The sequence below is a fragment of the Rhizobium sp. rho-13.1 genome (assembly GCF_007000305.1).
Classification (GTDB): Bacteria; Pseudomonadota; Alphaproteobacteria; order Rhizobiales; family Rhizobiaceae; genus Rhizobium; species Rhizobium rhododendri.
On record NZ_SCFL01000003.1, the window covers coordinates 289543 to 316216 of the forward strand.

23 protein-coding genes are annotated in these 26674 nt (G+C 60.9%); 8 read left to right on the plus strand and 15 right to left on the minus strand.

Features of this window, described 5'->3' with window-relative positions:
• Positions 1 to 60: 60 nt before the first annotated feature.
• The 3 genes from EQW76_RS12635 (at position 61) to fdhD (ending at position 2237) form a co-directional block, all read left to right on the plus strand.
• Complete coding sequence (locus EQW76_RS12635; RefSeq protein WP_142824731.1) at positions 61 to 465, plus strand: F0F1 ATP synthase subunit epsilon; 405 nt, start codon at positions 61 to 63, stop codon at positions 463 to 465.
• A 172-nt stretch (positions 466 to 637) separates the two neighbouring features.
• Complete coding sequence (locus EQW76_RS12640) at positions 638 to 1408, plus strand: SDR family oxidoreductase (protein WP_142824732.1); 771 nt, start codon at positions 638 to 640, stop codon at positions 1406 to 1408.
• Between the two features lie 67 nt (positions 1409 to 1475).
• Complete coding sequence (gene fdhD / locus EQW76_RS12645) at positions 1476 to 2237, plus strand: formate dehydrogenase accessory sulfurtransferase FdhD (protein WP_244616964.1); 762 nt, start codon at positions 1476 to 1478, stop codon at positions 2235 to 2237.
• Positions 2238 to 2274: 37 nt separating this feature from the next.
• Here the strand turns inward: fdhD and EQW76_RS12650 are convergent, their stop codons facing one another.
• The 5 genes from EQW76_RS12650 to rocF form a co-directional block, all read right to left on the minus strand.
• On the minus strand, positions 2275 to 4047 hold the full coding sequence (locus EQW76_RS12650) for a methyl-accepting chemotaxis protein (RefSeq protein WP_142824734.1): 1773 nt from the start codon (positions 4045 to 4047) through the stop codon (positions 2275 to 2277).
• Between the two features lie 408 nt (positions 4048 to 4455).
• Positions 4456 to 4932: a chemotaxis protein CheW gene (locus tag EQW76_RS12655; protein ID WP_111219804.1), complete on the minus strand. Its 477-nt coding sequence runs from the start codon at positions 4930 to 4932 to the stop codon at positions 4456 to 4458.
• On the minus strand, positions 4932 to 6722 hold the full coding sequence (locus tag EQW76_RS12660) for a PAS domain-containing methyl-accepting chemotaxis protein (protein ID WP_142824735.1): 1791 nt from the start codon (positions 6720 to 6722) through the stop codon (positions 4932 to 4934). Before EQW76_RS12660 ends, EQW76_RS12655 begins: the two co-directional genes overlap by 1 nt.
• A gap of 322 nt (positions 6723 to 7044) precedes the next feature.
• Positions 7045 to 8244 (minus strand): ornithine--oxo-acid transaminase, encoded by a 1200-nt coding sequence (gene rocD / locus EQW76_RS12665; protein WP_142824736.1) that lies wholly within the window; start codon positions 8242 to 8244, stop codon positions 7045 to 7047.
• A gap of 20 nt (positions 8245 to 8264) precedes the next feature.
• The gene (gene rocF / locus EQW76_RS12670; RefSeq protein WP_142824737.1) at positions 8265 to 9200 is read right to left on the minus strand and encodes an arginase; all 936 of its coding nucleotides are present in this window, start codon (positions 9198 to 9200) and stop codon (positions 8265 to 8267) included.
• Between the two features lie 126 nt (positions 9201 to 9326).
• Between rocF and EQW76_RS12675 the strand changes: the two genes are divergently transcribed.
• Positions 9327 to 9755: an Lrp/AsnC family transcriptional regulator gene (locus EQW76_RS12675; RefSeq protein ID WP_111219812.1), complete on the plus strand. Its 429-nt coding sequence runs from the start codon at positions 9327 to 9329 to the stop codon at positions 9753 to 9755.
• On the opposite strand, the gene EQW76_RS12680 is transcribed toward EQW76_RS12675, so the two are convergent.
• The 3 genes from EQW76_RS12680 to EQW76_RS12690 all read right to left on the minus strand — a co-directional run bounded on the left by EQW76_RS12680 (position 9752) and on the right by EQW76_RS12690 (position 16379).
• Positions 9752 to 13912 (minus strand): translocation/assembly module TamB domain-containing protein, encoded by a 4161-nt coding sequence (locus tag EQW76_RS12680; protein WP_244615201.1) that lies wholly within the window; start codon positions 13910 to 13912, stop codon positions 9752 to 9754. The two genes, EQW76_RS12675 and EQW76_RS12680, sit on opposite strands and share 4 nt — an antisense overlap.
• Before the next feature lie 76 nt (positions 13913 to 13988).
• Positions 13989 to 15920, minus strand: a complete 1932-nt coding sequence (locus tag EQW76_RS12685; protein ID WP_142824739.1) for an autotransporter assembly complex family protein — start codon at positions 15918 to 15920, stop codon at positions 13989 to 13991.
• A gap of 177 nt (positions 15921 to 16097) precedes the next feature.
• Positions 16098 to 16379 carry a YMGG-like glycine zipper-containing protein gene (locus EQW76_RS12690; RefSeq protein WP_111219818.1) on the minus strand — a complete coding sequence of 94 codons (282 nt, stop codon included), beginning with the start codon at positions 16377 to 16379 and terminating at the stop codon, positions 16098 to 16100.
• A gap of 372 nt (positions 16380 to 16751) precedes the next feature.
• Between EQW76_RS12690 and hemA the strand changes: the two genes are divergently transcribed.
• Positions 16752 to 17966 carry a 5-aminolevulinate synthase gene (gene hemA / locus EQW76_RS12695; RefSeq protein ID WP_142824740.1) on the plus strand — a complete coding sequence of 405 codons (1215 nt, stop codon included), beginning with the start codon at positions 16752 to 16754 and terminating at the stop codon, positions 17964 to 17966.
• A 21-nt stretch (positions 17967 to 17987) separates the two neighbouring features.
• Here hemA and dxr read toward each other — a convergent pair whose 3' ends face one another.
• Positions 17988 to 19163, minus strand: coding sequence for a 1-deoxy-D-xylulose-5-phosphate reductoisomerase (gene dxr, locus EQW76_RS12700; protein ID WP_142824741.1), 1176 nt, complete (start codon positions 19161 to 19163; stop codon positions 17988 to 17990).
• 328 nt (positions 19164 to 19491) lie between these two features.
• Between dxr and EQW76_RS12705 the strand changes: the two genes are divergently transcribed.
• Together EQW76_RS12705 and EQW76_RS12710 are read left to right on the plus strand one after the other, a co-directional pair.
• On the plus strand, positions 19492 to 20151 hold the full coding sequence (locus EQW76_RS12705) for a hypothetical protein (protein ID WP_142824742.1): 660 nt from the start codon (positions 19492 to 19494) through the stop codon (positions 20149 to 20151).
• Positions 20152 to 20229: 78 nt separating this feature from the next.
• On the plus strand, positions 20230 to 20496 hold the full coding sequence (locus EQW76_RS12710) for a BON domain-containing protein (protein ID WP_142824743.1): 267 nt from the start codon (positions 20230 to 20232) through the stop codon (positions 20494 to 20496).
• A gap of 14 nt (positions 20497 to 20510) precedes the next feature.
• On the opposite strand, the gene EQW76_RS12715 is transcribed toward EQW76_RS12710, so the two are convergent.
• From EQW76_RS12715 to EQW76_RS12735, 5 genes are all read right to left on the minus strand, one after another.
• Positions 20511 to 21398, minus strand: coding sequence for an AraC family transcriptional regulator (locus EQW76_RS12715; protein WP_142824744.1), 888 nt, complete (start codon positions 21396 to 21398; stop codon positions 20511 to 20513).
• 92 nt (positions 21399 to 21490) lie between these two features.
• Positions 21491 to 22282, minus strand: a complete 792-nt coding sequence (locus tag EQW76_RS12720) for an amino acid ABC transporter ATP-binding protein (protein ID WP_142824745.1) — start codon at positions 22280 to 22282, stop codon at positions 21491 to 21493.
• Complete coding sequence (locus EQW76_RS12725) at positions 22279 to 22947, minus strand: amino acid ABC transporter permease (RefSeq protein WP_142824746.1); 669 nt, start codon at positions 22945 to 22947, stop codon at positions 22279 to 22281. The genes EQW76_RS12720 and EQW76_RS12725 overlap by 4 nt, the downstream gene beginning before the upstream one ends.
• Positions 22944 to 23585, minus strand: a complete 642-nt coding sequence (locus EQW76_RS12730) for an amino acid ABC transporter permease (protein WP_142824747.1) — start codon at positions 23583 to 23585, stop codon at positions 22944 to 22946. Before EQW76_RS12730 ends, EQW76_RS12725 begins: the two co-directional genes overlap by 4 nt.
• Before the next feature lie 100 nt (positions 23586 to 23685).
• Positions 23686 to 24513, minus strand: coding sequence for a transporter substrate-binding domain-containing protein (locus EQW76_RS12735; protein ID WP_142824748.1), 828 nt, complete (start codon positions 24511 to 24513; stop codon positions 23686 to 23688).
• Positions 24514 to 24743: 230 nt separating this feature from the next.
• Between EQW76_RS12735 and EQW76_RS12740 the strand changes: the two genes are divergently transcribed.
• Positions 24744 to 25472: a UTRA domain-containing protein gene (locus EQW76_RS12740; RefSeq protein ID WP_142824749.1), complete on the plus strand. Its 729-nt coding sequence runs from the start codon at positions 24744 to 24746 to the stop codon at positions 25470 to 25472.
• Here EQW76_RS12740 and EQW76_RS12745 read toward each other — a convergent pair.
• Positions 25453 to 26616, minus strand: coding sequence for an aminotransferase (locus tag EQW76_RS12745; RefSeq protein ID WP_142824750.1), 1164 nt, complete (start codon positions 26614 to 26616; stop codon positions 25453 to 25455). The genes EQW76_RS12740 and EQW76_RS12745 overlap by 20 nt on opposite strands.
• Positions 26617 to 26674: the final 58 nt, after the last annotated feature.

Genomic DNA, 26674 nt, shown 5'->3' on the forward strand with positions numbered 1-26674 from the left:
GTGGCGCCAGGCTTTGCCAGCGCCACTGCCTTACCAAAGACAATCGAGAAGTGACGGTCCATGGCTGATTTCAAATTCGAACTGGTGTCTCCCGAGCGGCTGCTGCTGTCCGAAATGGTGACGGCTGTCGTCATTCCGGCGAGCGAAGGCGAGATGACGGTCATGGCAAACCATGCGCCGACCATGACCACCATCAAGCCAGGTGTGGTCAGCGTCCGCTCCAGCAGCGGCGCAAAGAAGGACTATGTGGTTTTCGGTGGTTTTGCAGACGTCCTGCCGACGGGGTGCACGCTGCTTGCCGAATCCGCCGTTCCGGTCGACGAACTGCAGCGCGATGAATTGACCCGTCGTATCGACGCGGCGCAGGCCGAACTCAACGATGCTGTTCATCACGAGCACAAGTCGAAGCTTGAGCAGTTCATCATGGAACTTTCGCATCTGCAGGGTAGCGTCATCCGCGACTGATACAGAGCGTCAGGACGAGATCTCCAAAGCGGCTTCGGCCGCTTTTATTTTTTGAACCGGCTTGTTCGTCCGATACCGATTTCTCCGCTAAACCTCCCGCCAATCGGCTTTCCTTCGTGGATCTAAACCCTATGATAGCGGGATGGGAGCCATCGGGCCTGGGAGAATTCTAGTGTTTCAATCCAATTTGTTTGCCAACCGGACCGTTGTCGTGACGGGTGCGGGCCGTGGGATCGGGCTTGAGGTAGCGCGGCAGTTTCTCGACTGTGGCGCGCGCGTGCTGGTGCATATCGGCCGGGATGAAAGCCGCCCGTTGCCGGCTTTTCTCAGCGACGCCAAAGATACAGGGCGTGCCGTGATCTTTGCCGCCGACTTCGGTGCTGCCGATGGGACGTCTGCCTTCGTCAAGGCCGTTGGCGAACATGCTGGCACGGTCGATGTGCTCGTCAACAACGCCGGGACGATGCTCGGACGCTACCCGGCCGCCGACCTCACCGACGCGCAATATCAGGCCGTGGTGCAGCTCAACCAGACAGCTGTCGTCGAGGTCACGCGAGGCCTGCTGCCGCTGCTGAGAGCCTCGGGGCAGGCGGCCATCGTCAACACGGTATCGATTTCCGCGCTGACGGGAGGCAGTCCGGGTTCGGCAATCTATTCGGCCTCGAAGGCTTTCGTTGCCACCTATTCCAAGGCCTTGGCGCGGGAACTGGCGCCGGACGGTATCCGCGTCAACTGCGTGTCGCCGGGGACGATCACGACAGAATTCCACGAGCGCTATTCGTCCCAGGAAAAACTCGAGGCGACCCGACGCACGATCCCTTTGCAGCGTCTAGGGACGGCAGAGGACTGCGCGCCGGCATACCTGTTCCTGTCGGCACCATCCTTATCCGGCTACATAACTGGCCAGGGGATCGAGATCAACGGTGGGCAGCTGATTTGCTGATGGGAAAGCGGTGAGCAAGTTCGAGACGACTGCGCATGTCGAGAGATTTGCGCGCCGCGACGGCAAGATGGCGCGAAGCCTTCGCAGCGTGCCTGAAGAGGTGCCGATTGCCTTTTCCTATGGTGGCTCCTCGCATGCGGTGATGATGGCGACACCGGGCGATCTCGAGGATTTCGCTGTCGGCTTCAGCCTGACGGAGGGCATCGTCACCACGGTTGGCGAGATCGCCGCCCTCGAGGCTGTAGAGGATGAGCAGGGTATCGACGTGCAGATCACGCTTGTCGATGCTGTAGCGGACGCGTTGCGCAGCCGCAAACGTCACATGGCCGGCCCGGTCGGCTGCGGCCTGTGCGGCATCGAGTCGATCGAGCAGGCTGTGCGCCCGGTACCGGATATCTCGGGTGTCGGCCTGACACTGACCATGGCCGAAGTCACCGGCGCTGTCGCCCTGCTGAATGCCGCGCAGCCGCTGCATCGCGAGACCCGGGCTGTGCATGGGGCGGGCTTCTACCTGCCGGGGAAGGGGCTTTCGGCCGTGCGCGAGGATGTCGGCCGTCACAATGCTCTGGACAAGCTGTGCGGTGCGGTCGTTCGTGCCGGTCTCGACGCCAGCGCAGGCGCGGTGGTGGTCACCAGCCGCTTGTCGGTCGAGATGGTGCAGAAGGCCGCCATCCTCGGCAGCGCCGTGCTGATTGCGATATCAGCTCCGACGGCGCTCGCCATCCGGACTGCTGAAGAGGCGGGCATGACGCTTGTTGCGCTGGTCCGGGGGGAGGATTTCGAGATATTCACCCACCCCCGCCGGATCATCGACGCGGCACTCGATTGAGCAACGCCGCATGCGGTCTCAACGCCTGATATCGCGGCTAGAATTCCTCCCAGCTCTCGGCGACGGCTAATGACGAACCGCTGCTTCTGGCAGCCCGCAACACCGGTTGCCGAACTGGCGATGGCGCGGTCCGGGAGCGTGGCGAGGCGGCTGCCGTGCGCGAGGGCCTGTCGCCGGCGACGCCGAACTGGGCGAGCAGCGTCCGCAACTCCTCGGTCTCGTGCGTAAGTTTGTGGCTGGCCGCAGTGTTTTCCTCGACCATGGCTGCGTTCTTCTGGGTCGCATGGTCCATGGCATTGACGGCCTGGTTGATTTCCTTGAGGCCGAGCGACTGTTCCTTCGAGGCGACGACGATGGCGATGACATTCTTGTCGATATCGCCGACCTGCTGGACGATTTCCTCGAGCGCCTTGCCTGTCTCGTCGACCAGCGCGACGCCGTTTTTCACCAGTTGGCCGGACTTGTTGATCAGCCCCTTGATCTCCTTGGCAGCCCCGGCGGAGCGCTGAGCGAGTTCGCGGACTTCCTGGGCAACGACTGCAAAGCCCTTTCCGGCCTCGCCGGCACGGGCGGCCTCGACGCCGGCATTCAGCGCCAACAGGTTGGTCTGGAAGGCGATATCGTCGATGACACCGATGATGCTGCTGATCTCGCGGGACGATTGTTCGATCTGGCCCATCGCGGCAACTGCGTTGCGCACCACATTGCCAGATTGCTCGGCCCCTTGCCTTGTCTGGGCGACAAGCCGCCCGGCCTCGTCCGCACGCTTGCTGCTGTCGTTGACAGCGGTCGTGATCTCTTCGAGCGCTGCCGCCGTCTCTTCGATGGAGGCGGCCTGTTGCTCCGTCCGTTTGGACAGGTCGTCTGCCGCCGTGCCGATCTCGCGCGAGCCGGCTGCGATAGCGCTGGCGTTGCCGCCGATAGTCTCCATCGCCGCCGAAAGCTTGCCCAGCGCGTCGTTGAAATCGCGACGCAACTGCTCCATCGAGGGTACGAACGGCGTGTCAATTGTCTGGGTAAGATCGCCTTGCGCCAGTGCCTTCATGCTTTCGCCGAGTTTCGCGATGGCACTCATGCGGCTGGTGACATCCGTCGCAAATTTGACGACCTTGAAGACCTTCCCGTTGGCATCGAGGATCGGATTGTAGGCGGCCTGAATCCAGATTTCGCGACCACCCTTGCCGAGGCGGACGAACTCGTTGGCGACAAACTCGCCACCCGCCAGACGGCGCCAGAAGTTTGCATACTCTTCGGAGCGGCTGTAGGCCGGATCGCAGAACATGCTGTGGTGTTTGCCAACGATCTCGCTGAGCGAATAGCCGAGCGCATTGCAGAAATTTTCATTGGCGACGAGGATTTCGCCCGTCGGTGTGAATTCGATGATGGCCTGAGATTGGGAAAGCGCATCCAGCTTGCCTGCGTCCTCGACAGATTTGGTGTATGCGGCCGTGATGTCGGAGGCGAATTTGACGACCTTGTAGGGCTTGCCGCTCTTTTGAACGGGATTGTAGCTTGCCCGAATCCAGACATTCCGACCGTTCTTGCCGATGCGTCTGAAAACGGCTGAAGCATAGTCGCCGCGGCCAAGGCTGGCCCAGAAATTACGATATTCCTGCGAGGCGCTGTAATCCGGGTCGCAAAACATGCTGTGGTGCTTGCCGACGATCTCGCTCTGCTGGTAGCCGAGCGCGTTGCAGAAGTTTTCGTTTGCTTTCAGGATCTTGCCTGTCAGGTCGAATTCGATCACTGCCTGTGATCGCGAGATGGCATTGAGAATATGCTGGGCGTCTGAAGTCAGTCCGAAGCTCATAGCGAGGTGCCTCATTTCCTGGCGCAGCCCCACGCCAGCGCCAATGCTCCATTGAAGCCTCCAGGCGCGACAACAGCCCTCAGGCACATCGCACGAAGAGGCGTTGGTCGATCCATCCGGAACGGCCGTATTTGAATAATCGATTTGCTAGGTGCGCCAGAGTTGCACTGGCTGTCTGCGTTAAGCTGTCCGCAACATGATGTCGCAATACAAAGATGGATAAAAATAGTTAAATTATGGTATATTCTAAATAGACAATAAAACCAAAGATTGTGCGGTCAGTATAATGTCTGCGGGCGCACGGGTTCAGGCATTAAGGCAATAAAAAAACCGCCCCGGAACGGAGCGGTTTCATTTGTGGAAGACGACGGCAGTTTATGCGGCCACGTCTTTAAGCAGCCATGTTTTCTAAGCAGCCATGTCTTCGGCGTCGGTTTCCTTGAACATCTTCGCCAGGTTGAGAAAGCAGATCATGCCGTTTTCGGTGGCGATGATGCCTTCGCAATAGGAGCGATCGAAGGAAGCGGTGACTTCCGGGACCGGCTGCACCTGGTCCGAGCCAATCGTCAGGATGTCCGAGACGCGGTCGACGAGCATGCCGATCACCATGTTGTGGACCTCGGCGACAACGATGGCGCTGCGTTCGTTGGCGACCGTGCTCTTCATGCCGAGCTTGTAGGCAAGATCGATGATCGGGATCACCGAACCGCGCAGGTTCATGACGCCGATGACGTCAGAAGGTGCATGCGGGATCGGGGTTGAAGGAGCCCAGCCGCGGATCTCGCGGATGGTGGTCGTCTTCACGCAGAATTCCTGCTCGTGAAGCCGGAAAGCGATGATCTCGAGGGTCTCGCCGCTGAAACTCGTTGTCGTGATGGTTGCCATTAGAATTCTTCCCAATTTTCCTGAGCAAGCGCGGCTGTGGCCCCGCGACCGCTGGCGCGAACGGCCTTCACCCTCGATACGGGCGCCGAACCCGTCGTCGCTCTGGCATCGGGACGCCCTGAGCGAATCATAGTGGAAGAGTGTTGCCCAAATCTAAACTGCGCCAACAACTCGCGCAGGCTCTCGGCCTCGTTGGCGAGACTGCTGCTTGCCGCTGTCGTCTCCTCGACCATGGCTGCATTCTGCTGGGTGTTCTGGTCCATGGAGTTGACGGCGTTGTTGATTTCTTTCAGCCCGGTCGCCTGTTCCCGCGCCGCAACGACGATAGCGGCAACGTTCGTGTCGATCTCGCCGACCTGGCGGACGATGGTGTCCAGCGCGCGGCCTGTTTCATCCACGAGCGACACGCCGTTCTTGACCTGCGTCGAGGAGGTGGTGATCAGTGTCTTGATCTCCTTGGCCGCCTTGGCCGAGCGCTGTGCGAGTTCGCGGACTTCCTGGGCGACGACTGCGAAGCCCTTGCCGGCTTCTCCGGCCCGCGCTGCCTCGACGCCGGCGTTCAGGGCCAGCAGGTTTGTCTGGAAGGCAATGTCGTCGATGACGCTGATGATGTTGCTGATTTCGCGTGAAGACTTGTCGATTTCCCCCATCGCATTAACGGCGTTGCGCACGACCGCTCCGGAGAGTTCGGCTCCGCTTCTGGTCTGGGCCACCAGATTGGCGGATTCCTCGGCCCGACGGGCGCTATCGGCAACCGTTTGGGTAATCTCCTCCAGGGCAGCGGCTGTCTGCTCCACGGCGGCGGCCTGTTGCTCGGTACGCCGCGCGAGCTCGTCGGAGGCTGTGCGGGTCTGGCTTGCGCCGGCGGCGATCGCGTTGGCATTTTCGGCCACCACGCGCATGGCGGATTCCAGCTTCTCGACGGAGTGGTTGAAGTCTACGCGGACTTTTTCAAGCGTCGGAATGAACGGCTTTTCAATGCGCGATACCAGATCGCCGTTGGCAAGCGCCGTCAGGCCAGCGGCCAGTTCTGCGACTGCACGGACGCGTTCGGTGACGTCGGTTGCGAATTTGACGACCTTGAAGATGCGACCGTTCATGTCCAGAATAGGGTTGTAGGAAGCCTGAATCCAGACGACCTTGCCGCCCTTGCCGATCCGCATGAACTCTTCCGCGATAAATTGACCGGAGGCGAGCGTTTCCCAGAACTTCCTGTATGCCGGCGTTGAAACATAGGCCGGGTCGCAGAATATCTGGTGGTGACGGCCGCTGATGTCCTCGAGCCTATATCCAAGGAGCGACAGGAAGTTTTCGTTTGCCGTAAGGATCTCTCCACCAGGCGTAAATTCGATCACGGCCTGGACGCGGGAAATCGCATTGAGCTTGCCCTCGGCATCGGCCGCGCGCAATTTTGCTTCGGTGATGACGCTGGCGAATTTGACCACCTTGCAGGGTTTGCCGTGCGACAGCACAGGATTGTAGGTCGCCTGGAGCCAGACTTCGCGTCCGTCCTTTGCAAGTCTTTTATATTCGCCGGAATCGAACTTGCCGTCGCCGAGATTGGCCCAGAAGGTACGGTACTCGCTGGATGCGACATAGGCGGGGTCGCAGAAAATGCTGTGGTGCCTGCCGACGATATCCTGCAGCTTGTAGCCAAGGGTGTTGCAGAAATTCTCATTGGCAGTGGTGATCTTCCCCGTCAGGTCGAACTCGATGACTGCCTGGGATTTCATGAGGGCTGCGTTGATCGCCTTGGCTTTGGCCCCGGAACTGAACGGTATGATCGACATAGAATTTTCCTCCAAGGAAGCAATGTCGTCAAGGCACACTTCGCCAATCAGCAGAATGTAAAATGTGAGCACCGCCCATTTTCATTTTATATTCTATCTAATTTGTAAGTATGGCTGATTATTTGCTGTGTGTTGAGTTATTTGTAGTTCAGACGAAAATTTTAAATTTGTGAAATGTCATTTTTATTCGGAAGTCTGATGCGCGTTGCTATTTGTATTAGAATGAAGTCATTAAAAATTTACTTAGATTCTATTGTTTACCCCTGAAATCCTAGGGGTAAGCACGCATGCATCTAACTATAGAGACAACGAAAGGGTCGTGCTATGCGAGCACCTTGGCAAGTCGCTCGATGGCCCAGTCGACCTGATCTGCTGTGATGACAAGCGGGGGTGCAAGGCGGATGGTATGGCCGTGGGTGTCCTTGGCCAGAATGCCGAGTGTTTTCAAGGCATCGCAGTAAGGCCTGGCGCCGCCGGCTTCCGGGTCCAGTTCTATCGCCATCATCAAGCCGCGACCGCGAACGTCCTTGACGATGTTGGACCGGATTGCCCTGAGGCCATCGAGGAAGCGATTGCCCATAATGGCGGCGTTCTCGATCATGCCTTCTTCCGTCAGCACCTTCAGCGCGGCCCGGGCGACGGCGCAGGCTAGCGGGTTGCCGCCGAAGGTCGAGCCATGCTGACCGGGCTTCAGGACCCCCAGCACCTCCGAGTTCGAAAGCACCGCCGACACCGGATAGAAGCCGCCTGACAGCGCCTTGCCGATCAGCGTCACGTCCGCCTCGATGCCTTCATGCTCCTCAGCCAGCAGCTTGCCTGTACGGCCAAGCCCGGTCTGGATCTCGTCGAGGATCAGCGTGACGTTGTTGTCGGTGCAGAGTTCACGGACACGCGTGAAATAGCCGGCCGGCGGGATGATGACGCCGGCTTCGCCCTGGATCGGCTCCACCAGAACTGCAACTGTATTTTCGGTGATCGCTGCCGCCAGGGCATCGGCATCGCCGAAGGGCACTGTGACGAAGCCGGGCGCGTAGGGGCCGAAGCCATTGCGGGCATCGGGGTCCGTCGAAAAACTGATGATGCCGAGCGTCCGGCCGTGGAAGTTCTCCGAGCAGACAATGATCTCCGCCTGGTTCTCGGCGACGCCCTTGACCTCATATCCCCATTTACGGACCGCCTTGACGACGGTCTCGACTGCCTCGGCCCCGGAGTTCATCGGCAGGATCTTGTGCGAGCCGGTGAGGGCGGCGAGCTCTTCGTAGAGGTAGGCAAGCTGGTCGTTGCGGAAAGCCCGCGAGGTAAGCGTCAGCTTGCCGGCCTGCTCGGTCATGGCCGCGAGGATTTTCGGATGGCAGTGACCCTGGTTGACCGCCGAATATGCGGACAGGCAATCGAGATAACGATTGCCGTCGGTGTCCCAGACATACACGCCTTCGCCACGTGACAGGACGACGTCGAGCGGCTTGTAGTTGTGGGCGCCGAGGCGCTGTTCGGTGGCTGTGAGATTGGCGGACAAGGTCACGGGCGGTCTCCTCTCCAAGATCAGGCGGCGCGGGTCGGGCGGTCGAAGATGCGGCGGCCGAACAGGCTGGCCGTCAGTTCGACAAGAACGCGGGCACTCTTGCCGCGATCGTCGAGAAACGGATTGAGTTCGACGAGATCCAGCGACGATACAAGGCCGCTGTCCGACAGCATCTCCATCACCAGATGGGCTTCTCGGAAGGTGGCGCCGCCGGGAACGGTGGTGCCGACGCCGGGTGCGACGTCCGGATCGAGGAAATCGACGTCGAAGCTGACATGCAGCAGGCCATTGGCATTGCTCACGGTCGTCAGGATGTTGCTGATGATGGAGGCCACGCCGTGCTCGTCGATGGCGCGCATGTCGAAGACATTGACACCGTGCTCGCGGATGGCGTCGCGCTCATGTGGATCGACGGAGCGGATGCCGACCTGATAGACCTTGCGCGGATCGACGAAGGGTCGCTCCTTCGGCAGGATGTCGGCGAATTCCGCCTCGCCGCAGAAAAACGCCACGGGCATTCCGTGGATATTGCCGGACGGAGACGTCACCGGCGAATTGAAGTCGGCATGGGCGTCGAGCCACAAGACGAAAAGCGGGCGGCCGATACCGGCTGCATAGCGCGCCATGCCGGAGACGCTGCCCATCGACAGGGCATGGTCGCCGCCAAGAATGATGGGAAACCCGCCTGCCTTGGCCACGTCGTATACGCTTGATTCCAGCGCCCGGGTAAAGGCGCCGACGACCTTCAGGTGATGAGCCTTTGGATGATCCGGCAAGTCGCCGGCCGGTTCAGGGTGAAGGTCACCGGCATCGATAACACTATGGCCGAGCTCGATCAGCATCGTGTCGATGCCGGCGATGCGGAGCGCCGTCGGCCCCATGGCCGCGCCTCGTCGGCCAGAGCCTTCTTCGAGAGGAACGCCGATCAGCGTGACAGAGGTCGAGTGGGTGTTCATGAGGCTGTTCCCTGAATTGTCAGGGAAATATGGCCTACGGCGATGACAGCAAAAAGATGGAAAAGTGTCGGTTTTTGCGTATGATTGTGCAGATTGCTAAGGCCAATTTTACAAAGTGAGATGTCTATGGATGATCTGGACCGGGAGCTTCTGAGTGCACTCAGGCATAATTCGCGGATACCTGTTTCGTCGCTGGCTGCGGCAACGGGCGCATCGCGCGCAACAGTCTCGGCGCGCATCGACAGGCTGGTGGAAAACGGCACCATCACCGGCTTCACGATACGCACGGGCCACGAGACAAGATCTGCCGGTGTGCGCGCAATCGTGATGATCGAGGTGCTCGGCAGGCTGGCGGACCGGGTCGCCGATCAGCTGCGCGGGTTGCCGCAGGTGCGCGCCCTGCACAGTACCAATGGCAAATGGGATTTCATCGCCGAGTTGGAGAGCCATGACCTTGCCGGCTTCGACGAGACGCTCAGGCGCATCCGGCTCATCGACGGCATCAACACGACGGAATCGAACATTCTCCTGAAAACCAGCAAGACCGGTTTCTAGTCGTATTCGTGTTCATAGACGACGCCGGCGCCACCGGCACCATTGGAGCCAGCCGAGCCCTGCAGCTTGATGCCGCGCCCGACATCGAGGTTGATCACGGCCTTGGTCGAATTGCCGGTGCCCTGCTGCAGTTCCAGATAGGTGCGCTTGTTGATGTAGCGGCCCACGCCGACCTGGGTCTGGCCCTTGGAATCGGTAGTGACATCGAGGTCGTCCACGCCGAGTTGGTTGCGCAAACCCTCGAACAGCGAGGTCGAGCGGCCACCGGCGAGTTGGCTGGCGGCGTCGGCAAGCTGGGCAATCTGCACCGGCGAAAGCTTGGCCATGGACTGGCCGAAGATGAGCTGTGCCATGACCTCGTCCTGCGGCAGAGCGGGCGATGAAGAGAAGCCGATGGTCGGGTCCGTGGCGACGCCTGACACATTGACGGTCACGGTCGTCGAACTCGCCGTCGAGGTCGCTTCCATGTCGAGGGTGGGGGTCAGGTCGCCGGCAAAGCTGATGCGGCTCTTGTCGGTGAAATCAAGCCGACGGCTGAGAATGGTCAATCGGCCACGGCGCATGGTGAAGCCGCCGGTGACGACAGGCGTTGCTGCCGTGCCCTTGATGATGACGCTGCCGCCGAGTTCCGCATCGATGCCACGACCGCGCACGAAGATCTGGGACGGCGCATCGAGTTGCAGGTCGAGCCCGAGGCTCATCGATTTCTGCGTGGCGCCTTCCGCCCTGTCCTTCTTGAACTGGGCGGTCACGGCGGCGGGGGCGTTCTTGTGGCGGATGTTGATCTCCGACAGCGAGGCGGGCAGTTTTTCCGGCACCGTGATCGACGCCTTCTCCAGCCTCAGCCGGCCGCTGAGGACGGGCGCGGTCAGGATCGGTCCCTTGATGCCAAGCGTGCCGTCGACGGTGGCGGTGACGAGAGTGCCGTCGACATAGGTGGCCCTGTTGAGCTTGATGGCGATGTCTGCCGGGAAGTCACCGGAGATACCGACCGTGCCGCTGGCGGAAACTGTGCCACCGCTTCCCAGCGTCGCATTCAGGCTGACGAGGCGCGCCTGCTGGCCCTCCAGCGTCAGGTTGGCGGAGATTGCGTTGACCGCAAGGTTGCGACGGATATCGAGGAGCTTGGCGCCGCTGACGTTGACGCTACCGGTGATCGCCGGCGCTGCGGTCGTGCCACCGATCTGGACATTGACCTTGGCCGCGCCGCTGGCGACGTAACCCTGTGCCGATAACTGCCCGGCAAGGACGTCGAATGGTACGGTGCCGTCGAATTTCAGGGCCAGGGCTTTGCTGCCTGCAACCTCGACGCTGCCGCCACCGTTCAGCGACAGACCGGAGGGGCCGGCGAGATTGAGATCGATCGTGACCTTGTTGTCTGCAAACTTACCGTTTGTCTTGATGCCCAGCTTGGAAATGCCGGCTGATTTCGTCTGGCTCGTTGCGGCATTGGCCCAGTCTGCCTGGAACACGACGCTGGGGGACGCCGGCTTGCCGGTTACCTTGGCCGTTCCGGAGATCGTACCCTCGGCGGCGAGGCTTGGCATGAAGGTGTTCGCCAGACTTGCGGGCAGGCTAGTGATCTTGACCTGGATATCGAGAGCCGCACCGGCGCTGCCGGTCATGTTGATCGATCCGCTGCCGGTCTGGATGGTCATACCGGAAAGTGTCACGATGCCGTTGGCAATCGTTGCTTTCGTCGGTGCGCCGAGCTTTACCGGAATAGCCATTGGGGTTGCCGCGAAGTTATCGAGGCTGACAACCGTCTGGCCGTTGCCCGTCACGACATTTCCTGACGCCGTCACCGGCTTGTCGTCGTAATTGGCCTTCAGATCGAAGTCCGTACGGCTGCCTTGCTGCGTGAATGTCAGGGCCGGGGCAACCAGCCTGTTCGTGCCGGAAGCGATTTCGCCCGCACGAATGCTGCCATTGGCAGCGAATGCCTTGAGGTCGCTGATGGTCAGCGCGATCTCCGGCTTGACGATGGAAAGATCGTCTCGCCGCACTCCGGAACCGGATGCATTGATCACGGCAGAGGTCTTGCCGTTGTCGTTGTCGATCTTGACCTCGCCCCGGAGGTTGCCGTCTGCCCGCTGACCGGCCAGTGCCGCCAACAGCCCTATATCAGGAAAGTCGAAGGTCAAGGAGCCGGCCGGCTCGAAGCCTGGCGATAGGGTCAGCCACCCATTCAGGCTGTTATCGCCGATCTCCACGCTGAGGCCGGGTATGTCGGTTGCGCCATCCTTGGAAGTAGCATTGGCGCTGATGTTGATCGGCTTGCCGTCGATTGCACCCGACGCCGTGACGCTGCCCTCGGGCGCCTTCGGATCGGCGACGCCTTTGACAGCGACGTCGAGCGTATCCAGCAGGCGACCGGCCAGTTTAACGTTGATCGCCTTCAGGCTGGCATCGACGCCGAGTTTTGCCAGCGGCCCCGCTGCCTTGACGGTGAAGTCGGCCTGTCCGTCGGCAGTTTCCAGCAGCTTTGAAAGTTTGAGCAATCGGCCGGAAAGATCCGCTGTCAGTGCCTCGTCCGCAAGGGCGATATTGCCGTTGATCTCGGCGGTACCGGATTTCAGATGGAGATTGGAAAGATTGATCCTGGACGGGATAGTGCCGGCGACCTGCGCCTCCAGCGAAATCGGCGTATCGAATTTCTGGGCAATCGCTTCGGGCAGTGCTGCGGGGGCTACTGCCAGCTTGAAATTGCCGTTCAGAGATTGCGAGGTCAGCGTGTAGCGACCGTTGAGCGTGCCGTTGATACCGCCGCTTTGCAGCGTCGTGCCATTGAAGCCGATATTGTTGGAAGAGAGTTGCAAGGGGGCGGATAGCGAGAGCGGGCCGTGAACTGCCCGCTGCAGGTCCGGATTGACGAAGGAAGCATCGCCGACCGACAGGTTGAGCAGCAGCGGACCGGAGCTTGCCGAGACATTGAAATCATCGCTCTTTGCGGTGAGGTCTACCTTTGAAAGCCGCCCCTGCGGAACGCTGGCGCTGTCGATCTGCGCCCTGGCATCGATTTTTGCCGACCCTGCTGCGCCGGTCAGGGCGAGATCGACGCGTGAAATAAGGGCGCGAGCCTCGCCTTCGGCCAGCGGCCAGCGGAAGTCTACCGGTCCAGAGGTGCCGATAAGATTGGCATTGAGACTGTTATTACCGGCAGGATCGAGTGTCCCGGATGCCGCAAGCACGACGCTGCCTGTCGCGAGATTGCCGGTCTGGATATCGATCTTGCCTTTGCCGTCAAAGGCGGCTGCGACGTCGATGGTCGTCTGGCCGGCAAAGAGAGGCCGGAAATTCGGTGGCAGCAGAGAGTCCACCTTGCCGCCGCCCTTGACAGTGATGTGGCGCACGCCGTCTGCCGACAACACGTGGCGCCCGTCTATCGTCGCCATCTGCTGGCCATCGAGGGCCGCCTGCAGCTTGCCGGTCCAGTCTGAGAGCGGACCCTGGCCGGAAAGATCGATGTTCATTGCCGGGCTTCCGGGCAAGCGCAGCAGACCGGCCAGCATGCCGCCTTTCGGCTCTGCGAGATTGGCCTGGAGTTTCAGCTGGTTGTCATCGGGTGCAAAGACGACATCGGCCACCAGCCTTGCGTCCGGCACATCCAGGCGGTTGGCGTTGAGCTTCATCGCCATGCTGTTGCCTTCAGCATCGAGGCTGCCCGAGGCTGCCAGCGCGAAGTCGTTGCCGGCAATCTGCTTGCCGAGCTGGATCTCGGGCAGGTTGAACGCATCGACTGTGACGGCGACGGGCAAGGTGAACGCTGTGCGCGTTGCCTGCGTCGGCTCCGGCACGACTTCCGCAGTGCTGATCGGCAAGCGCACGAAATCTACCTTGTCAGCGGCGATCGTCTCGGCATGGAAGGTGCCCTTGATGAGGGCAAGCGGCGACCAGTCGACGGACAGGCCGGAGATCTGGCCAAAAATTCCCTTTGTGTCGGAGAGCGTAACGTTGCCGGCGCGCAGCTTGCCCGTCAAAAGACCGGAGGGGTCCGTGACGGTGATACGGCGGTCAGGCGTCGAGGCGAGTTTGGCGACTTCATCGACGGCAAAACGGGTCACGCCCGGGGCAAAGCCGATCGCCAGGACCAAGCCGATCGCAATCACCACGACGGCTGCGAGGACGATGCCGACGAGCCTGGTCAGTCCGCTCAAAACTCTTATCAAAGTGCCCATCAGAGCGATGTTACCCCATTTCGTGCCGGAATCTTAGGTCGACATTGCTGCACTATCAGAAGGACTGTCCGATGCCGGCATAGATGCCATAGGACGTGCCGCCCTGGTACTTGTTGAGAGGCACGGCAAAGTCCACCCGGATCGGACCGAACGGCGTGGCATAGCGCAAGCCCACGCCGGCGCCGACGCGAACGTCGGAGAAATCCGGGATGTTCTTGTCCGTAACACTGCCGGCGTCGATGAATGGCACGAGGCCGATGGTCTTGGTCACCTTGACGCGCGCCTCCAGCGACACCGTCGCATAGGACGTGCCACCGAGTGCCTGGTTCAAGGCATTGTAGGCGGTAATTTCCTGGTAGGCATAGCCGCGCACAGAGCCGCCGCCGCCGGCGAAGAAGCGCCGTGTCGTCGGGATGTCGGAGATATTGTCCGCGCCGAGCAGCGAGCCGGCTGCAAGCTTGCCGGCAAAGACGACGTTGTCGTCGGACCCGATGCCGTTGTAGCCGGAGATGGAGCCTTCGAGCGACGTAAAGATCGTCCCGCCCAGCGCCTCGTAGCCCGGCTGCGCGTCGAGCGTCGCCCGGTAACCCTCGGTGGCGTCGAGTTTGTTGTCGCGTGTGTCGCGGATATACTCGAGCGGTACGGAGAAGGTCAGGAACTGCTGGTCGCCGAAAGCATCGGTGGTGCTGTCCTCGTAGCTCACGCGACCGCCTGCCAGAGCAGTGTCGTAGTCACTGAGCTCATAGGAGTAGCCGACATCGCCGGTAATCGTCCTGGCGCTGTAGTTGTCCGGATTCGTGCTCACTGCCTTGATGCTGGCAATGAAGGTGCCGGCAGCCAGCACGGCGGCCGGCTTCGTGTAGATGATCCCGGCCTCGTAATCGAGATCCTGGTAGTTGGTGGTTTCGCCAAGGCGGGACACCGTACCTTCGATGCGTAGAGATTCCGCCTTGCCGAAAACGTTTCGATCGCCCCAGTAACCCTGCAGCCCGAAGCCATCGGTGGTTGAGTATTGCGCGCCTGCGCCGAAGTAGTGGCGCTTGGCTTCCGAAATCTCCAGGTTCAGCGGCAACGTGCCATCAGGTGCGAGCTTGTCGGGCTGATGGATCGTTGCGCTGCCGATCGCACCGAGCTTGCGTAGCCGTTCGGAGGCTTTCTTCAATTGCTCTGGGGAATAGCGATCCCCCTTGTTAAGGCGCGAATAACGCTGGACGAAAGTCGGATCGAGACGTTTCTCGCCGGTCACCGTGACGTCGCCGATATTGGCAATCGGGCCGCTCTTGACGTCGAGCGTGACGTCGACCGTATTTGTCGCGTGGTCGGCGACGACATCGCGCCTGATCACCCGGGCGAGCGGCCGGCCTTCGCTTTTCATCTCGGCAACGACCTTGTCGGCCGACTTGATGATGACCAGCGAACCGGCGTCACCACCCGATACCAGGCCATAATTCGTCGGGTCGCGACCGGCGGCGTCGCCTTCCAGTCGGATCTTGCCGAGCTTGAACAGCGGGCCTGGATCGACCGTGATGACCACAGGCACGGGTTTCGCCCGGCCGAATGTCGGCTGCGGCGGGAGTTGGTCTATATCGGTGCCGTTGATGGTGATCGTTACTACCGCGCCGTAGCGCGCGTTTTCGTAGAGGGATGCCAGCAGTCGGTCGCGGTCGTCGCGGGCCTTGATGACGACGCCCAGATCGCCTGACACAGCCTTGTCCTTGTCGGCCTCAAGCATGGAACTCAACTCGAGCGTAGATTTGAGGTCCTTGTCGGCGTTGCCGGTATTCAACGTTACCGAATAGCGGACGGGATCGGCGACCGCATCGGTTTTGTCCTCATCCTTGCCGAAAAAATTGATGCCGAAGAGCTTGAAAGCGAAGGCATCAGTGATGAGAGCGGGACTCACAAATACGCACGCCGCGACCGCAATAACGGTGCCTGCTCGTCGATACGCAAAACCAATCCCCGGGCCGGTTCGTCTGATGTACATACGGCGCTTTACGATTACTTGTAATTTAGCCAGCTTTGCGTCCCAAACCGTTAACGCCGTCTCACCATAGCGGTTCAAAGTCGCCATGTGTAGCATTTTAATAATATACGTGAGACTGCGCCCCTGGGATGCAGACGTCCCGGACCCTCGTCCGGGGCGCGCTGGAGGCGATGTGGCTTAGTAGCCGTCGTTGCGGTATCCGCCGCGTGGGCAGTCGTCGATATAGCGACGGCCGTAGCGGTCTCGGTAGTAGCACTGGCCGGGCTGTTCGGCGACGCTGCCGATCGCTGCACCCGTTAACCCGCCGATAGCGCCGCCGACGGCTGCGCCTCGAAAATTGCCGGTGACCGCACCGCCGATCAGGGCGCCGGACGCTGCGCCGATACCCGCACCCTGCTCGGTCGGTGTGCAGCTTGCGATCGACAATCCGATCAGCACGAAAGCTAGGACTTTCTTCATAAATCTCTCTCCACGTTGGCTTTGCCGTCAAAGCGGCTGGCCGTCCCCATTGTGTCCGCGCGGTGTCAGCACCGTCTTAATGCTGGTGTAAACACCAAAATATAGCGCTAAATATGATTGTCTACCGACCTATGCGGTTTTTTGCTGAATGTTGCTTGCCGACATGGATCTCTGCTCTAAACGCAAGGTCAGGCAATTGTTTCATCGTGAAAGTCCATCGCGCATTGGCATGGATCAATTGCAAAAGCGCGCCGATGGGCTATTTTCTCTTTTGAGCTATTCCAAACTACGGCCATTTGCCGCAGTCGGACGGGATAGGGTTGACGTGCCGTGCAGCAGTCATACAACACGGTCACGGTACTGGAGAAAATGATGGATTTCGAAGCGTTTTTTAAGGGCGAGTTGGACGGGCTGCATCAGGAAGGGCGCTATCGCGTTTTTGCCGACCTGGAGCGCCATCGCGGTGATTTTCCGCGCGCGACGCGCCACACAGCCGACGGACCGAAGGATGTGACTGTCTGGTGTTCCAACGACTATCTTGGAATGGGGCAGCATCCCAAGGTAATCGCGGCGATGAAAGAGGCGATCGATCACTGTGGCGCGGGTGCGGGAGGCACCCGGAATATCTCTGGAACGACCCATTACCACGTTCTTCTCGAGCGCGAACTGGCTGACCTGCACGGCAAGGAAGCGGCTCTGGTTTTTACTTCGGGCTATGTCTCGAACTGGGCAGCGCTTGGCACGCTCGGCTCGCGCATTCCGGGGATGATCATCTTTTCGGATTCGCTGAACCACGCCTCGATGATCGAGGGAATCCGCTATGCCAAGTGCGACAGGGTGATCTGGCGTCATAACGACCTGAAAGATCTGGAAGCCAAGCTCGCCGCTGCCGATCCCAAGGCGCCGAAGATGATCGCCTTCGAGTCCGTCTATTCGATGGACGGCGATATCGCGCCGATCAAGGAAATCTGCGATCTCGCCGACAAGTACGGCGCCATGACCTATCTCGACGAGGTGCACGCGGTTGGCATGTACGGTACGCGTGGCGGCGGCATCGCCGAGCGCGAAGGGCTGATGGATCGCATCACGGTCATCGAGGGAACGCTCGGCAAGGCATTCGGCGTGATGGGCGGGTATATCGCCGCATCGACAGCGCTCTGCGACTTCATCCGCTCGTTTGCCTCAGGCTTCATCTTCACGACGTCGATCCCGCCGGCGCTTGCTGCTGGCGCTGTTGCGTCGATCCAGCACCTGAAATCCAGCAGCTTCGAACGCGCCCGCCACCAGGACCGGGTCCGCAAGCTGCGCGGCATGCTGGATGCTGCCGGTATTCCGCATTTGCCGAACCCCAGCCACATCGTCCCGATCATGGTCGGCGATGCTGCCAAGTGCAAATGGATCTCGGATATCCTGCTCGACAGCTTCGATGTCTACGTTCAGCCGATCAACTATCCGACCGTGCCGAAGAAGACCGAGCGCCTGCGCATTACCCCGACGCCGCTGCACAGCGATGCGGATATCGCCCATCTGGTCGAGGCTGTGCAATCGCTCTGGGCACGCTGCGCGCTCGCACGCGCCGTCGCCTGACGGTTCGCTCCATTCGCCGATTTAGTTCAGAAGCCCGGTCGCCAGTCGCCGGGCTTCTTCGTCTGCGGCGAATACGTCGTCCATGCTCGACGCGGCCGGCAGATGGGCGAGGCGGTCCATCACGTCTTCCGCGACCTTTGCCATTGTCAGAAAGCCGGTGCGGCCGGCGATGAAGGCGTCAAGCGCAATTTCCTTCGCGCCGTTCAGGACCGCTCCCTGGACGCCACCGCGGGTCATCGCCAGTCGGGCAAGGCGGATGGCCGGAAACCGGACGTCATCCGGCGTCTCGAAGTCGAGGCGTGCCAGCTTTGTGAAATCCAGCCGCTCCACCGGCAGATGTGCCCGGCGCGGATAGGACAGGGCGTAGCCGATAGCGGTCCGCATATCGGGCGCGCCAAGCTGGGCCAGCACCGAACCGTCGGAATAGCCAACCATGGAATGGACCACCGACTGCGGGTGGACGACGACCTCGATCTGATCCGGGGTGAGGCCGAACAGATGCCGCGCTTCGATCATTTCCAACGCCTTGTTGAACATCGAGGCGCTGTCGATCGAGATTTTCAGACCCATCGACCAGTTCGGATGGGCGCGCGCCGTCTCGACGGTAACATCGGCCATCTGCTCGAGCGTAAAGGTCCGGAAGGGGCCGCCCGAAGCGGTGATGATGACGCGTTCGACGGCGTGGCGCTGGCTTTCCTCCAGCACCTGGAAGATGGCATTGTGTTCGCTGTCGACCGGCAGCAGCCGTCCGCCGCCCTGCCTGACTGCGGTGACGAAAAGATCGCCGGCGGAGACCAGGCATTCCTTGTTGGCAAGGGCGATATCGGCACCGCGGCGGGCAGCCGCAAGGGTGGGTGCCAGACCAGCTGTGCCGACGATGGCCGCCATGACCCAATCGGATTCCATGTCGGCAGCCTCCTCGAGGCCGCTGCGACCGGCGGCCACCGATATCCCCGATCCGACAAGGGCGTCTTTCAGGAGGCTGTAGTTCCTGTCGTCGGCCGTGACCGCAAGAGTGGCGCCAACGGCCTTCGCCTGCTCTGCCAGCAGTGCGATATTGCCGTTTCCCGTCAGGGCCTTGACCTCGAACGCATCGCGTCCGCCGAGATGGCCGATCACGTCCAGCGTGTTCCGGCCGATGGAGCCGGTCGAGCCCATGATCGTCAGCCGACGCGGCGCCTGCTTATCCAATGTCATGGTTCGCGTATCTGCATCTTTGGCAACTCGGTGTCATCCCTGCTCTCGCAGGCTCTAGCGCGGAAGGTTCGGGGCGGCAAGTGTGCGTTGCAGCATAATTCTGAAGGACGGGGGTTTACAAGCATAGGTACGGATGGGATCATTGAACCATAACAACGCGGCATTTACTCTTTTCATCGATAAGATGCGCTGCGCTGGTGACGATCCCATCGTCCGGGCCCTGGCCCTGTTAGCAAGAGGTACCCGAACCGTTTCTATCGTGCGGTGTTCGGTTGCCCCCGTTGCGGACAATGTCCGTCTGTCTCGATACCAACCCTGGAGATGATCCATGGCAAAAATGCTGTTCCGCATGGCGCCCGTTTGCGTCGTGCTCGGCACAATGACGATTGCTCTGCCGGCAAAGGCCGACGGCGCGTTGATCTGGGCTCCCGTGAAGGTGGCCCCGAGGGTGTATCAGACCACAGTCGGGGTGAAGCTGCCATTGGCTGTCGATGCAAGCGCCGGCGCCGACCTCGGGCTGAGCACCGGGACTGGCGGCCAGCTGTTAAGCGGCTCCGAACTGGCGACCGTCTGGGGCAAGGTTGCTGACAGCCGGCAAAGACTGGGGACGACGGAAGATCGCGCCGTCGTCGTCCGGATCGACACCCTCGGTGGCAGCGGTGGTGTTTCGCTGAGCCGATCCAGGAGCTGGATCTATTCCAGCAATCTCGACCTGAAGGCATCGAACTCGCTCAATCTCAACTACGCGGCTGCCTCAGGTGTGTCGCCGTCGATCGATGCGACGCAAGCGCTGACAATGACGTATCCCTGGGCCGGCACTGCGGTTTCGGCGAGCGGTACGGTGACCTCGGCTACCGGAGACATCACGGGCACGCTGGCACTCAACCAGCCGCTTGCACCGCATCTTCGCTTCACCGCGTCCGTTGCCGATCCGCTTTCCGCGACACGGGCGGGCGATCTGCGCATGAACTACCGGATCAAGTGGTAATGGCATCGGCGCATCGGCGTGTCTGAACCTATGGCCGGTATCGGCGTTTTATCTCCTGAAACACAAGGAGATGCAGTCATGGTGCTGAAACCCGCAACATTTAACGGCGAAGAGCCTGAAATCGAAGTCGAAAACCCAAATCATGCGACACTTGAGGTGCGCGTGGCAGAGGCACTCGCGGTCTCCGGCGGCATCAGCGCTTCCGATGTGATTGTGACTGCCGAGGGCGATGCGATCGTTCTTCGGGGCGCTGTCGCAACCGCCGACGAAGTCGAGCGTGCTGCCGAAGTCGCGCGGGCTGTGCCCGGGGTTGCCTCCGTCACCAATCACATTGCCATTACGTGACCTCCGAGCCAGTTTCAGCGGTTGGTCGCCGGAACGTTGCGCAGTGATGCGTACATGCCGGTGGTGCGAAACTCTGTCGGGTTGAGGCCATAGACCCGCCTGAACGCCTTTGAAAAATAGTTGGCGTCGTCGAAGCCCGACATGATCGCCACTTCCTTGACCGGCAGGAAGGCTGCCTTTGTCAGCAGAACGGCAGCCCTCTGCATGCGTTGCTGCAGGACGAATTCTGCCGGCGGCAGGCCCTCGCTCTCGGCAAAAACCCGCGAAAAATGCGCCCGGCTGAGGCCGCTTACTTCCGCCAGTTCCTCGACGGGCAGCGGCTTGTCGAGATTGGCGTTGATGTGATCGACAACTGCCTGCATCGCGCTCTGGGTCTGCATGAAGGCGTGTGACCCGAACACCCCGTCGTAGAGTGCCATAGCGGCGCTATAGGCGACGGCGGAGGCTTGGGCGGGGCTCTTGGCGCCGTGGATCAGCTGCAGGCTGCAATCCGCCAGCTGGTCGATAGTCCCTTGCGGCAGCTTCAGCAGCGGGCCGGCCGCCGCCAGAATCAGCTGGTGGATGCGCAGCGCTTCCTCGCCGTTCATCGAGATCCAGAAATACTCCCAGCGGCTGTTCTTCTCCAGCCAGTAGCGATGGTTGTGAGGCACCATGACCAGCAGCGTATCGCCCGAACCCAGACGATAATTGCGGTTTTCGTAGCGCAAACGCCCTTCGCCGCTGACGGTGTGCTGCAGTACTGTAAACGGTGTCTGCCCGCGCTTGCGGCCATCCCAGTCGTAAGTCTCGTTCTGGCGGATCTCATAGCCGGCGCTGGTCGGCATGGCATGCAGCCTGTGCCGTCCCCGAGGCAGCGAGACCGTCCGCGTCATCGGTCCACCGTCGAGCAGTTTCTGCAGCATGAAATTACCCCTGAAGTATTTCGATCTCCGTCCGGTCGAAAACTTATAGGCATAGTCCGGGGCGCAGGACAGTCAGAATGCTGGAATGCCGCCTAAAGCAGCGTCGAGGCGCCGCGATCGAGGTAGGTGTCGAGGAATTGCTCCAGGCGGGGGTGGCGGGGCTTGGCAAAGACCTCTTGCGGCGTGCCGCTGAACAATATCTTGCCATGGTCGAGGAATGTCATCTGCTGGCCGACGGTGGCGGCAAAGCCGATCTCGTGGGAAACCACGACCATCGTCATGCCCTCAGACGCGAGGTCGCGCATTACGTTCAGCACTTCGCCGGTCAGTTCCGGGTCGAGCGACGAGGTTGGCTCGTCGAACAGCATGATCTTCGGTTTCAGGGCCAGCGCCCGGGCAATTGCCACGCGCTGCTGCTGGCCGCCGGACAGCTGTGACGGATAATGCCCGGCCCGGTTTTCGAGCCCGACCTTGACCAGTTGTGCCATGGCGCTGTCTTCGGCATCCTTGCGGCTCATCTTGTGCACCGTCTTCAGCGCTTCGCTGACGTTGCCGAGTGCCGTCATGTGCGGCCAGAGATTGAATTGCTGGAAGACCATACCGATACGGCCGCGGATAGCCCGGTTGGTCGCGGCCGACAGGCGTTCCCGCACCCCTTGGGCATTCTCCGTAAAGCCGAGCACTTCGCCATCGATGGTGATGGTGCCCTTTGTCGCTTCCTCGAGAAAGGCCATGCAGCGCAACAGCGTGCTCTTGCCGGAGCCGGAGGGGCCGATCAGGCAGGAGACCTGTCCTTGAGGGATTTCCAGATCGATGCCGTGCAGTACGGTCGTGTCGCCGAACTTCTTGACCAGGTTCTTGACTGCGATTGCCGGGATACTCATGCGTTGAAAAACCTGAATCTGGTGAGTTTCGTTTCGGCGAGATGGCCGAGCCAGCCGGTGGCTTCGACCAGGACCCAATAGAAGACGGCGAGCACGAAGAGCGCTTCGACAAAGGCATATTGCTGCGAGCCTATGGCACTCAGCGTGGCCGTCAGTTCGGGCACCGTGATGATCGACAGCACCGCCGTTTCCTTCATCAGGATGATGGTCATGTTCAGCGAAGGCGGCAGCACCAGCATGATCATTTCCGGCAGCAGGATGCGTCGGATGATCTGGCCCTGGCTCATGCCGACGCATTCGCCGGCTTCGATATGGCCGGGAGGCACGGCCGCAAAGCCGGAGCGGAAGATTTCGCTGTAATAGGCCGCCCCGTAGATCGACAGACCCATCAGGCCGGCCGGGATCGGATCGAGCGACAGGCCGATGAAGGGGCCGCCATAGTAGACCAGGAAGATCTGGATGAGGAAAGGCGTGCCGCGCAATATAGCAACCAGCAGGCCGAAGATCGCATCGACCACGGGGCCGCCGTAGCGGCGGGCGACGGCAACGAGGAAGCCGAGGAAGGCGGCCGCAACGGTGCCGAGTATCCAGATGAGGATGGTGACCAGGCCGCCGCTGACGATCGCCGGCCACTGGTCGATGATGACATGGATGTCGAAGGTCATCGCGGCGCTCCCGGCAACGCGCGCTCGATCATGCCGCCTGCAAGCGCCACGATCCAGTTGATTATCAGGTAGATGAGGCCGGCCGAGGCGAAGATCTGCAGCGGCTGGAAAGTGCTGGCCGACAGGTCCTGAGCCATGCGGGTCAATTCGATGATGCCGACGACGGATACCAGCGACGAGGCCTTGAGCAGCAGGATCGCCTCGTTGACGAGGGCGGGAAAGGTCAGCCGCATGGCGATTGGCGCCTTGATGCGGCGAAAGATCTGGGCCGGCGTCAGGCCGACCATTTCGGCGCATTCTATCAGGCCGCGCGGCACGCTGGCAAAGCCGCCGCGCAGGTTTTCTGCCTGATAGGCGGCCGTCGACAGCGACATGCCGATGATGGCTGCGACAATGCTCGGCACGTTCACGCCAATGGCCGGCAGCAGATTGTAGATCAGCAGCAATTGCACCAGCAGAGGCACGCCGCGAAAGAAGCTGATGAAAATTCGGGCTGGCCAGATGAACAGCCGCTGGCCCGACAGCGTCATCGCCGAGATCAGCAAGGCTAGCGTGAAGCCGATCAGGATCGACGCGACGCTGATGGTGATCGTGTAGATCGATGCTTGCAAAAGCAGTTCGAAGAGTTTGTAGGACATGTCTCGAATTCGCTCGCCTGGCAGTCAGTGAGACCCGATCCTGTCTCGGATCGCACCCCGGGGATAAGCCGGGGCGCAATCAGTCAGAAAGACGAGCAGATCAGAATGCCGGGTCCTTGACGGCATCCGGGGTGTCGAAGCTGGCGCCGAACCACTTCTTCTGCAACGTGGCCATGCGACCATCAGCCTTGATCTTCAAAAGAGCTGCATCGATCGCGTCCATCAGAGGCGCGTGATCGGCATCCTTCAGGCCGATGAAGCCGAAATAGGACTTCTTGCCGAATGTCGGCGTGACGACTTCGAATACGCCTTCACGCTGCTTGGCAACAAAAGCAATGTTCGGCAGCGAGTTTGCAACGCCTTCGACGCGGCCTGCGGCGAGGTCGGCATAGGCATCGTTGAACGAGACATATTCGTGCACGTCGACAGGCTTGGGCAGGGTAGCCGAATATTCCTTCAGCTGGTCGAGCTGCGAAGTCGCCTTGCCGACGCCGATCTTGGTGCCGGCAATGTCTTCCGGCTTCACGATCTTCTTGTCACCGGACTTCTTCAGGATGGCGATGCTCGCCTCGGCGATCGGCGGCGTGAAGCGGTAATGCTCCAGACGCTTCTTGGTGATGGTAGCCGGGCCGGCAACGACGTCGAATTTACCAGCTTCAAGGGCCGGGAAGACGCCGTCCCAGGGAAGTGTGACCCATTCGATCTTGACGCCGAGTTCCTTGCCGATTTCGGCGAAGAGATCGACGTTGAGGCCGACATGCTCGCCGGCATCGATGAAGTCGAAGGGTGCGAAGGCGGTTTCGGTGCCGACCTTCATGGTGCCGGCAGCCTTGACTGCGGCAAGCGTATCAGCAGCCTGGGCCGACAGCGTCGCGCCTAGCAGGAAGGCAGCGCCGAGAAGACCCTTCAGCAGGGAATTGGTTTTCATGATCTCTCTCCAGTTTTTCATCCCCCTGTCGGAGGATTTGAATGTGATTTTCCCGCGAGACGGATTTCTGCGATCCGCTTTTGACTATACAAATAGATATAGGCGGGCCTACAGTGTCAATGTAAAAGTCTGGACACGCAAAAAATGTGCCGGCTGACAGCTGCAGGCAAATCGCCCGCCATTGCCGGGTGACCGGTAGGCTCTGTTGCCACACGGATCGAGGGTCGACCTTGGCATCAATTTACCAGACCATTTTCAGCGATATCGAGGCGAAAATCCTGGCGGGCGAATGGCAGCCTGGGTCCCGCATTCCGATCGAGCAGGATCTGGTGGCGCAATACGGTTGCTCGCGCATGACGGTGAGCAAGGCGCTGTCGGCGCTTGTTGCGCGTGGCATGGTCGTGCGCCGGCGCAAGACCGGTTCGTTTGTCGCCTTGCCGCAGATCGACCGCACCGTGATGGATATCCAGGATATCAGCACTGCCGCGGAACTTGCCGGGCACAGCCACGACCACAGTATACTGACGCGCAAGATCGAACGACTGGACGCAGGCGATGCCAAGTTGCTCTCTGAGCCGGTGGGGGCCGAGATCCTCAGGCTGCAATGCCTGCACATCGTCGATGGCAGGCCGAATGCGCTCGAGCGCCGTATCATCATGCTGGATCTGGTGCCGCTTGCCCGGGAGGAGAAATTTGCCGTGCTGCCGCCGGCAAAATGGCTGCTGGAGCAGGTGCCCTGGACCAAGGCCCGTCATGTCATCCGGGCGATCTCGGCCGATCAGGCGACAGCGCGGTTGCTGGAGACCGAGCGTGGCGAAGCCTGCCTCAACCTCGTTCGCCAGACCTGGCAGAATGGCCGCACCGTCACCTACGTCGAAATCACCCATCCGGGCGAGCGGTTCCAGTTTGCCGGCTGTTTCCAGCCAGCGGCAACCTGGCCTACCGCAGGCGATCGCTGAGAAGCGCGATGGAGGTCACATCGGCGTTGGCGAAAGCCAGCCGCAGATAGCGATCCTGTCCTTCGCCGAAATAGCTGCCGGGAATGCAGACGACGCCGGCCTGCCTTGCGAGCCTCTCGGCAACCTCTGCCGATGACTGCCCGGAAAAGGGATGGCGGACGAAAGCGAAATAAGCGCCGATGGCACCGATTTCCCATTGCGGCAGATCGGCGAACACCAGTCGCAGCGCATCGGCCCGCCGGGCGATTTCCTGGCGATTGCCGGCGCGCCAGTCGGCGAGAACAGGCAAGGCGGTGGCAACCGCCATTTGCGGCGCACGGGGCGCACAGATCTGCATATTGTCCATGACCTTGGCGATTTCCGCGACGAGGCTCGGTCCTGCAGTGATCGCTCCCAGCCGATGGCCGGGAATGCAGAAGGATTTCGAAAAACTGTAGAGCAGCACCAGCGTTTCTTCCCAGCCGGGTTCGGACAGAAGCGCATGCGGCCGCCCGAAATCCTCGGGTAGGAAGTCGCGGTAGGTTTCATCGATGATCAGCCAGGCGCCGTGCTCCTGGCAGAGCTTGAAAAGCTGATGCAGCAGATCTTTCGGATAGACAGCACCGGTCGGGTTGTTGGGCGTCACCACCACGAGCGCCCGTGCACCGGTTGCGAGCGCTGCTTGCGCCGAGTTGAGATCGGGCAGGAAGCCATTGGCCGCGTCGCATTGAACCAGGCTATGCCCGATACCGAGCATCGACAGCGTCGTTTCGTGATTGAAGTAGTAGGGATTTGTCAGCGCCACGCTGCCTCCCGAAGCCGTAAGGGCAATCGCGGTGGACATGAAGGCCTGGTTGCAGCCGGCGGTGATGTGGATGTGGTCGGCGTTGATTTCCGCACCATAGACGGTGCTGACATGCCGCGCATAGGCGTCGCGCAGCACCGGCTCTCCCTCGATCGGGCCATAGCCTGTCATGGCGGGCGAGGCGGCGGCTTGCCCGAGCAAGCGCAGCATCTCGGGATGGGTCGGATAGCCGGGGACTGCCTGCGACAGATCGATCAGCGGTCCGAGCCTGCCATCATAGGCCTTCCCCCAGGCGTGCACCGAGGGGATCGGCGGGGGTGAGAGGCGGGTGACGAGGGGGTTGGCTTGGGCGCGGGTCATATTGGCTTTCTCGTTTTTCCATTGCTACAACGAGTGCAACGGCATTCTCAACTGCTTT

Excerpts from the sequence above, each read along its gene's own strand:
- EQW76_RS12735 (WP_142824748.1), bottom strand. The coding sequence starts at position 24,513 with ATGAAAACCAATTCCCTGCTGAAGGGTCTTCTCGGCGCTGCCTTCCTG.
- EQW76_RS12705 (WP_142824742.1), top strand. The coding sequence starts at position 19,492 with ATGGCAAAAATGCTGTTCCGCATGGCGCCCGTTTGCGTCGTGCTCGGC.
- hemA (WP_142824740.1), top strand. The coding sequence starts at position 16,752 with ATGGATTTCGAAGCGTTTTTTAAGGGCGAGTTGGACGGGCTGCATCAG.
- EQW76_RS12710 (WP_142824743.1), top strand. The coding sequence starts at position 20,230 with ATGGTGCTGAAACCCGCAACATTTAACGGCGAAGAGCCTGAAATCGAA.
- EQW76_RS12720 (WP_142824745.1), bottom strand. The coding sequence starts at position 22,282 with ATGAGTATCCCGGCAATCGCAGTCAAGAACCTGGTCAAGAAGTTCGGC.
- EQW76_RS12660 (WP_142824735.1), bottom strand. The coding sequence starts at position 6,722 with ATGTCGATCATACCGTTCAGTTCCGGGGCCAAAGCCAAGGCGATCAAC.
- EQW76_RS12730 (WP_142824747.1), bottom strand. The coding sequence starts at position 23,585 with ATGTCCTACAAACTCTTCGAACTGCTTTTGCAAGCATCGATCTACACG.
- rocF (WP_142824737.1), bottom strand. The coding sequence starts at position 9,200 with ATGAACACCCACTCGACCTCTGTCACGCTGATCGGCGTTCCTCTCGAA.
- fdhD (WP_244616964.1), top strand. The coding sequence starts at position 1,476 with ATGGCGCGAAGCCTTCGCAGCGTGCCTGAAGAGGTGCCGATTGCCTTT.
- EQW76_RS12675 (WP_111219812.1), top strand. The coding sequence starts at position 9,327 with ATGGATGATCTGGACCGGGAGCTTCTGAGTGCACTCAGGCATAATTCG.
- EQW76_RS12685 (WP_142824739.1), bottom strand. The coding sequence starts at position 15,920 with ATGTACATCAGACGAACCGGCCCGGGGATTGGTTTTGCGTATCGACGA.
- EQW76_RS12635 (WP_142824731.1), top strand. The coding sequence starts at position 61 with ATGGCTGATTTCAAATTCGAACTGGTGTCTCCCGAGCGGCTGCTGCTG.
- EQW76_RS12690 (WP_111219818.1), bottom strand. The coding sequence starts at position 16,379 with ATGAAGAAAGTCCTAGCTTTCGTGCTGATCGGATTGTCGATCGCAAGC.
- EQW76_RS12725 (WP_142824746.1), bottom strand. The coding sequence starts at position 22,947 with ATGACCTTCGACATCCATGTCATCATCGACCAGTGGCCGGCGATCGTC.
- EQW76_RS12655 (WP_111219804.1), bottom strand. The coding sequence starts at position 4,932 with ATGGCAACCATCACGACAACGAGTTTCAGCGGCGAGACCCTCGAGATC.
- EQW76_RS12650 (WP_142824734.1), bottom strand. The coding sequence starts at position 4,047 with ATGAGCTTCGGACTGACTTCAGACGCCCAGCATATTCTCAATGCCATC.
- EQW76_RS12715 (WP_142824744.1), bottom strand. The coding sequence starts at position 21,398 with ATGCTGCAGAAACTGCTCGACGGTGGACCGATGACGCGGACGGTCTCG.
- EQW76_RS12745 (WP_142824750.1), bottom strand. The coding sequence starts at position 26,616 with ATGACCCGCGCCCAAGCCAACCCCCTCGTCACCCGCCTCTCACCCCCG.
- dxr (WP_142824741.1), bottom strand. The coding sequence starts at position 19,163 with ATGACATTGGATAAGCAGGCGCCGCGTCGGCTGACGATCATGGGCTCG.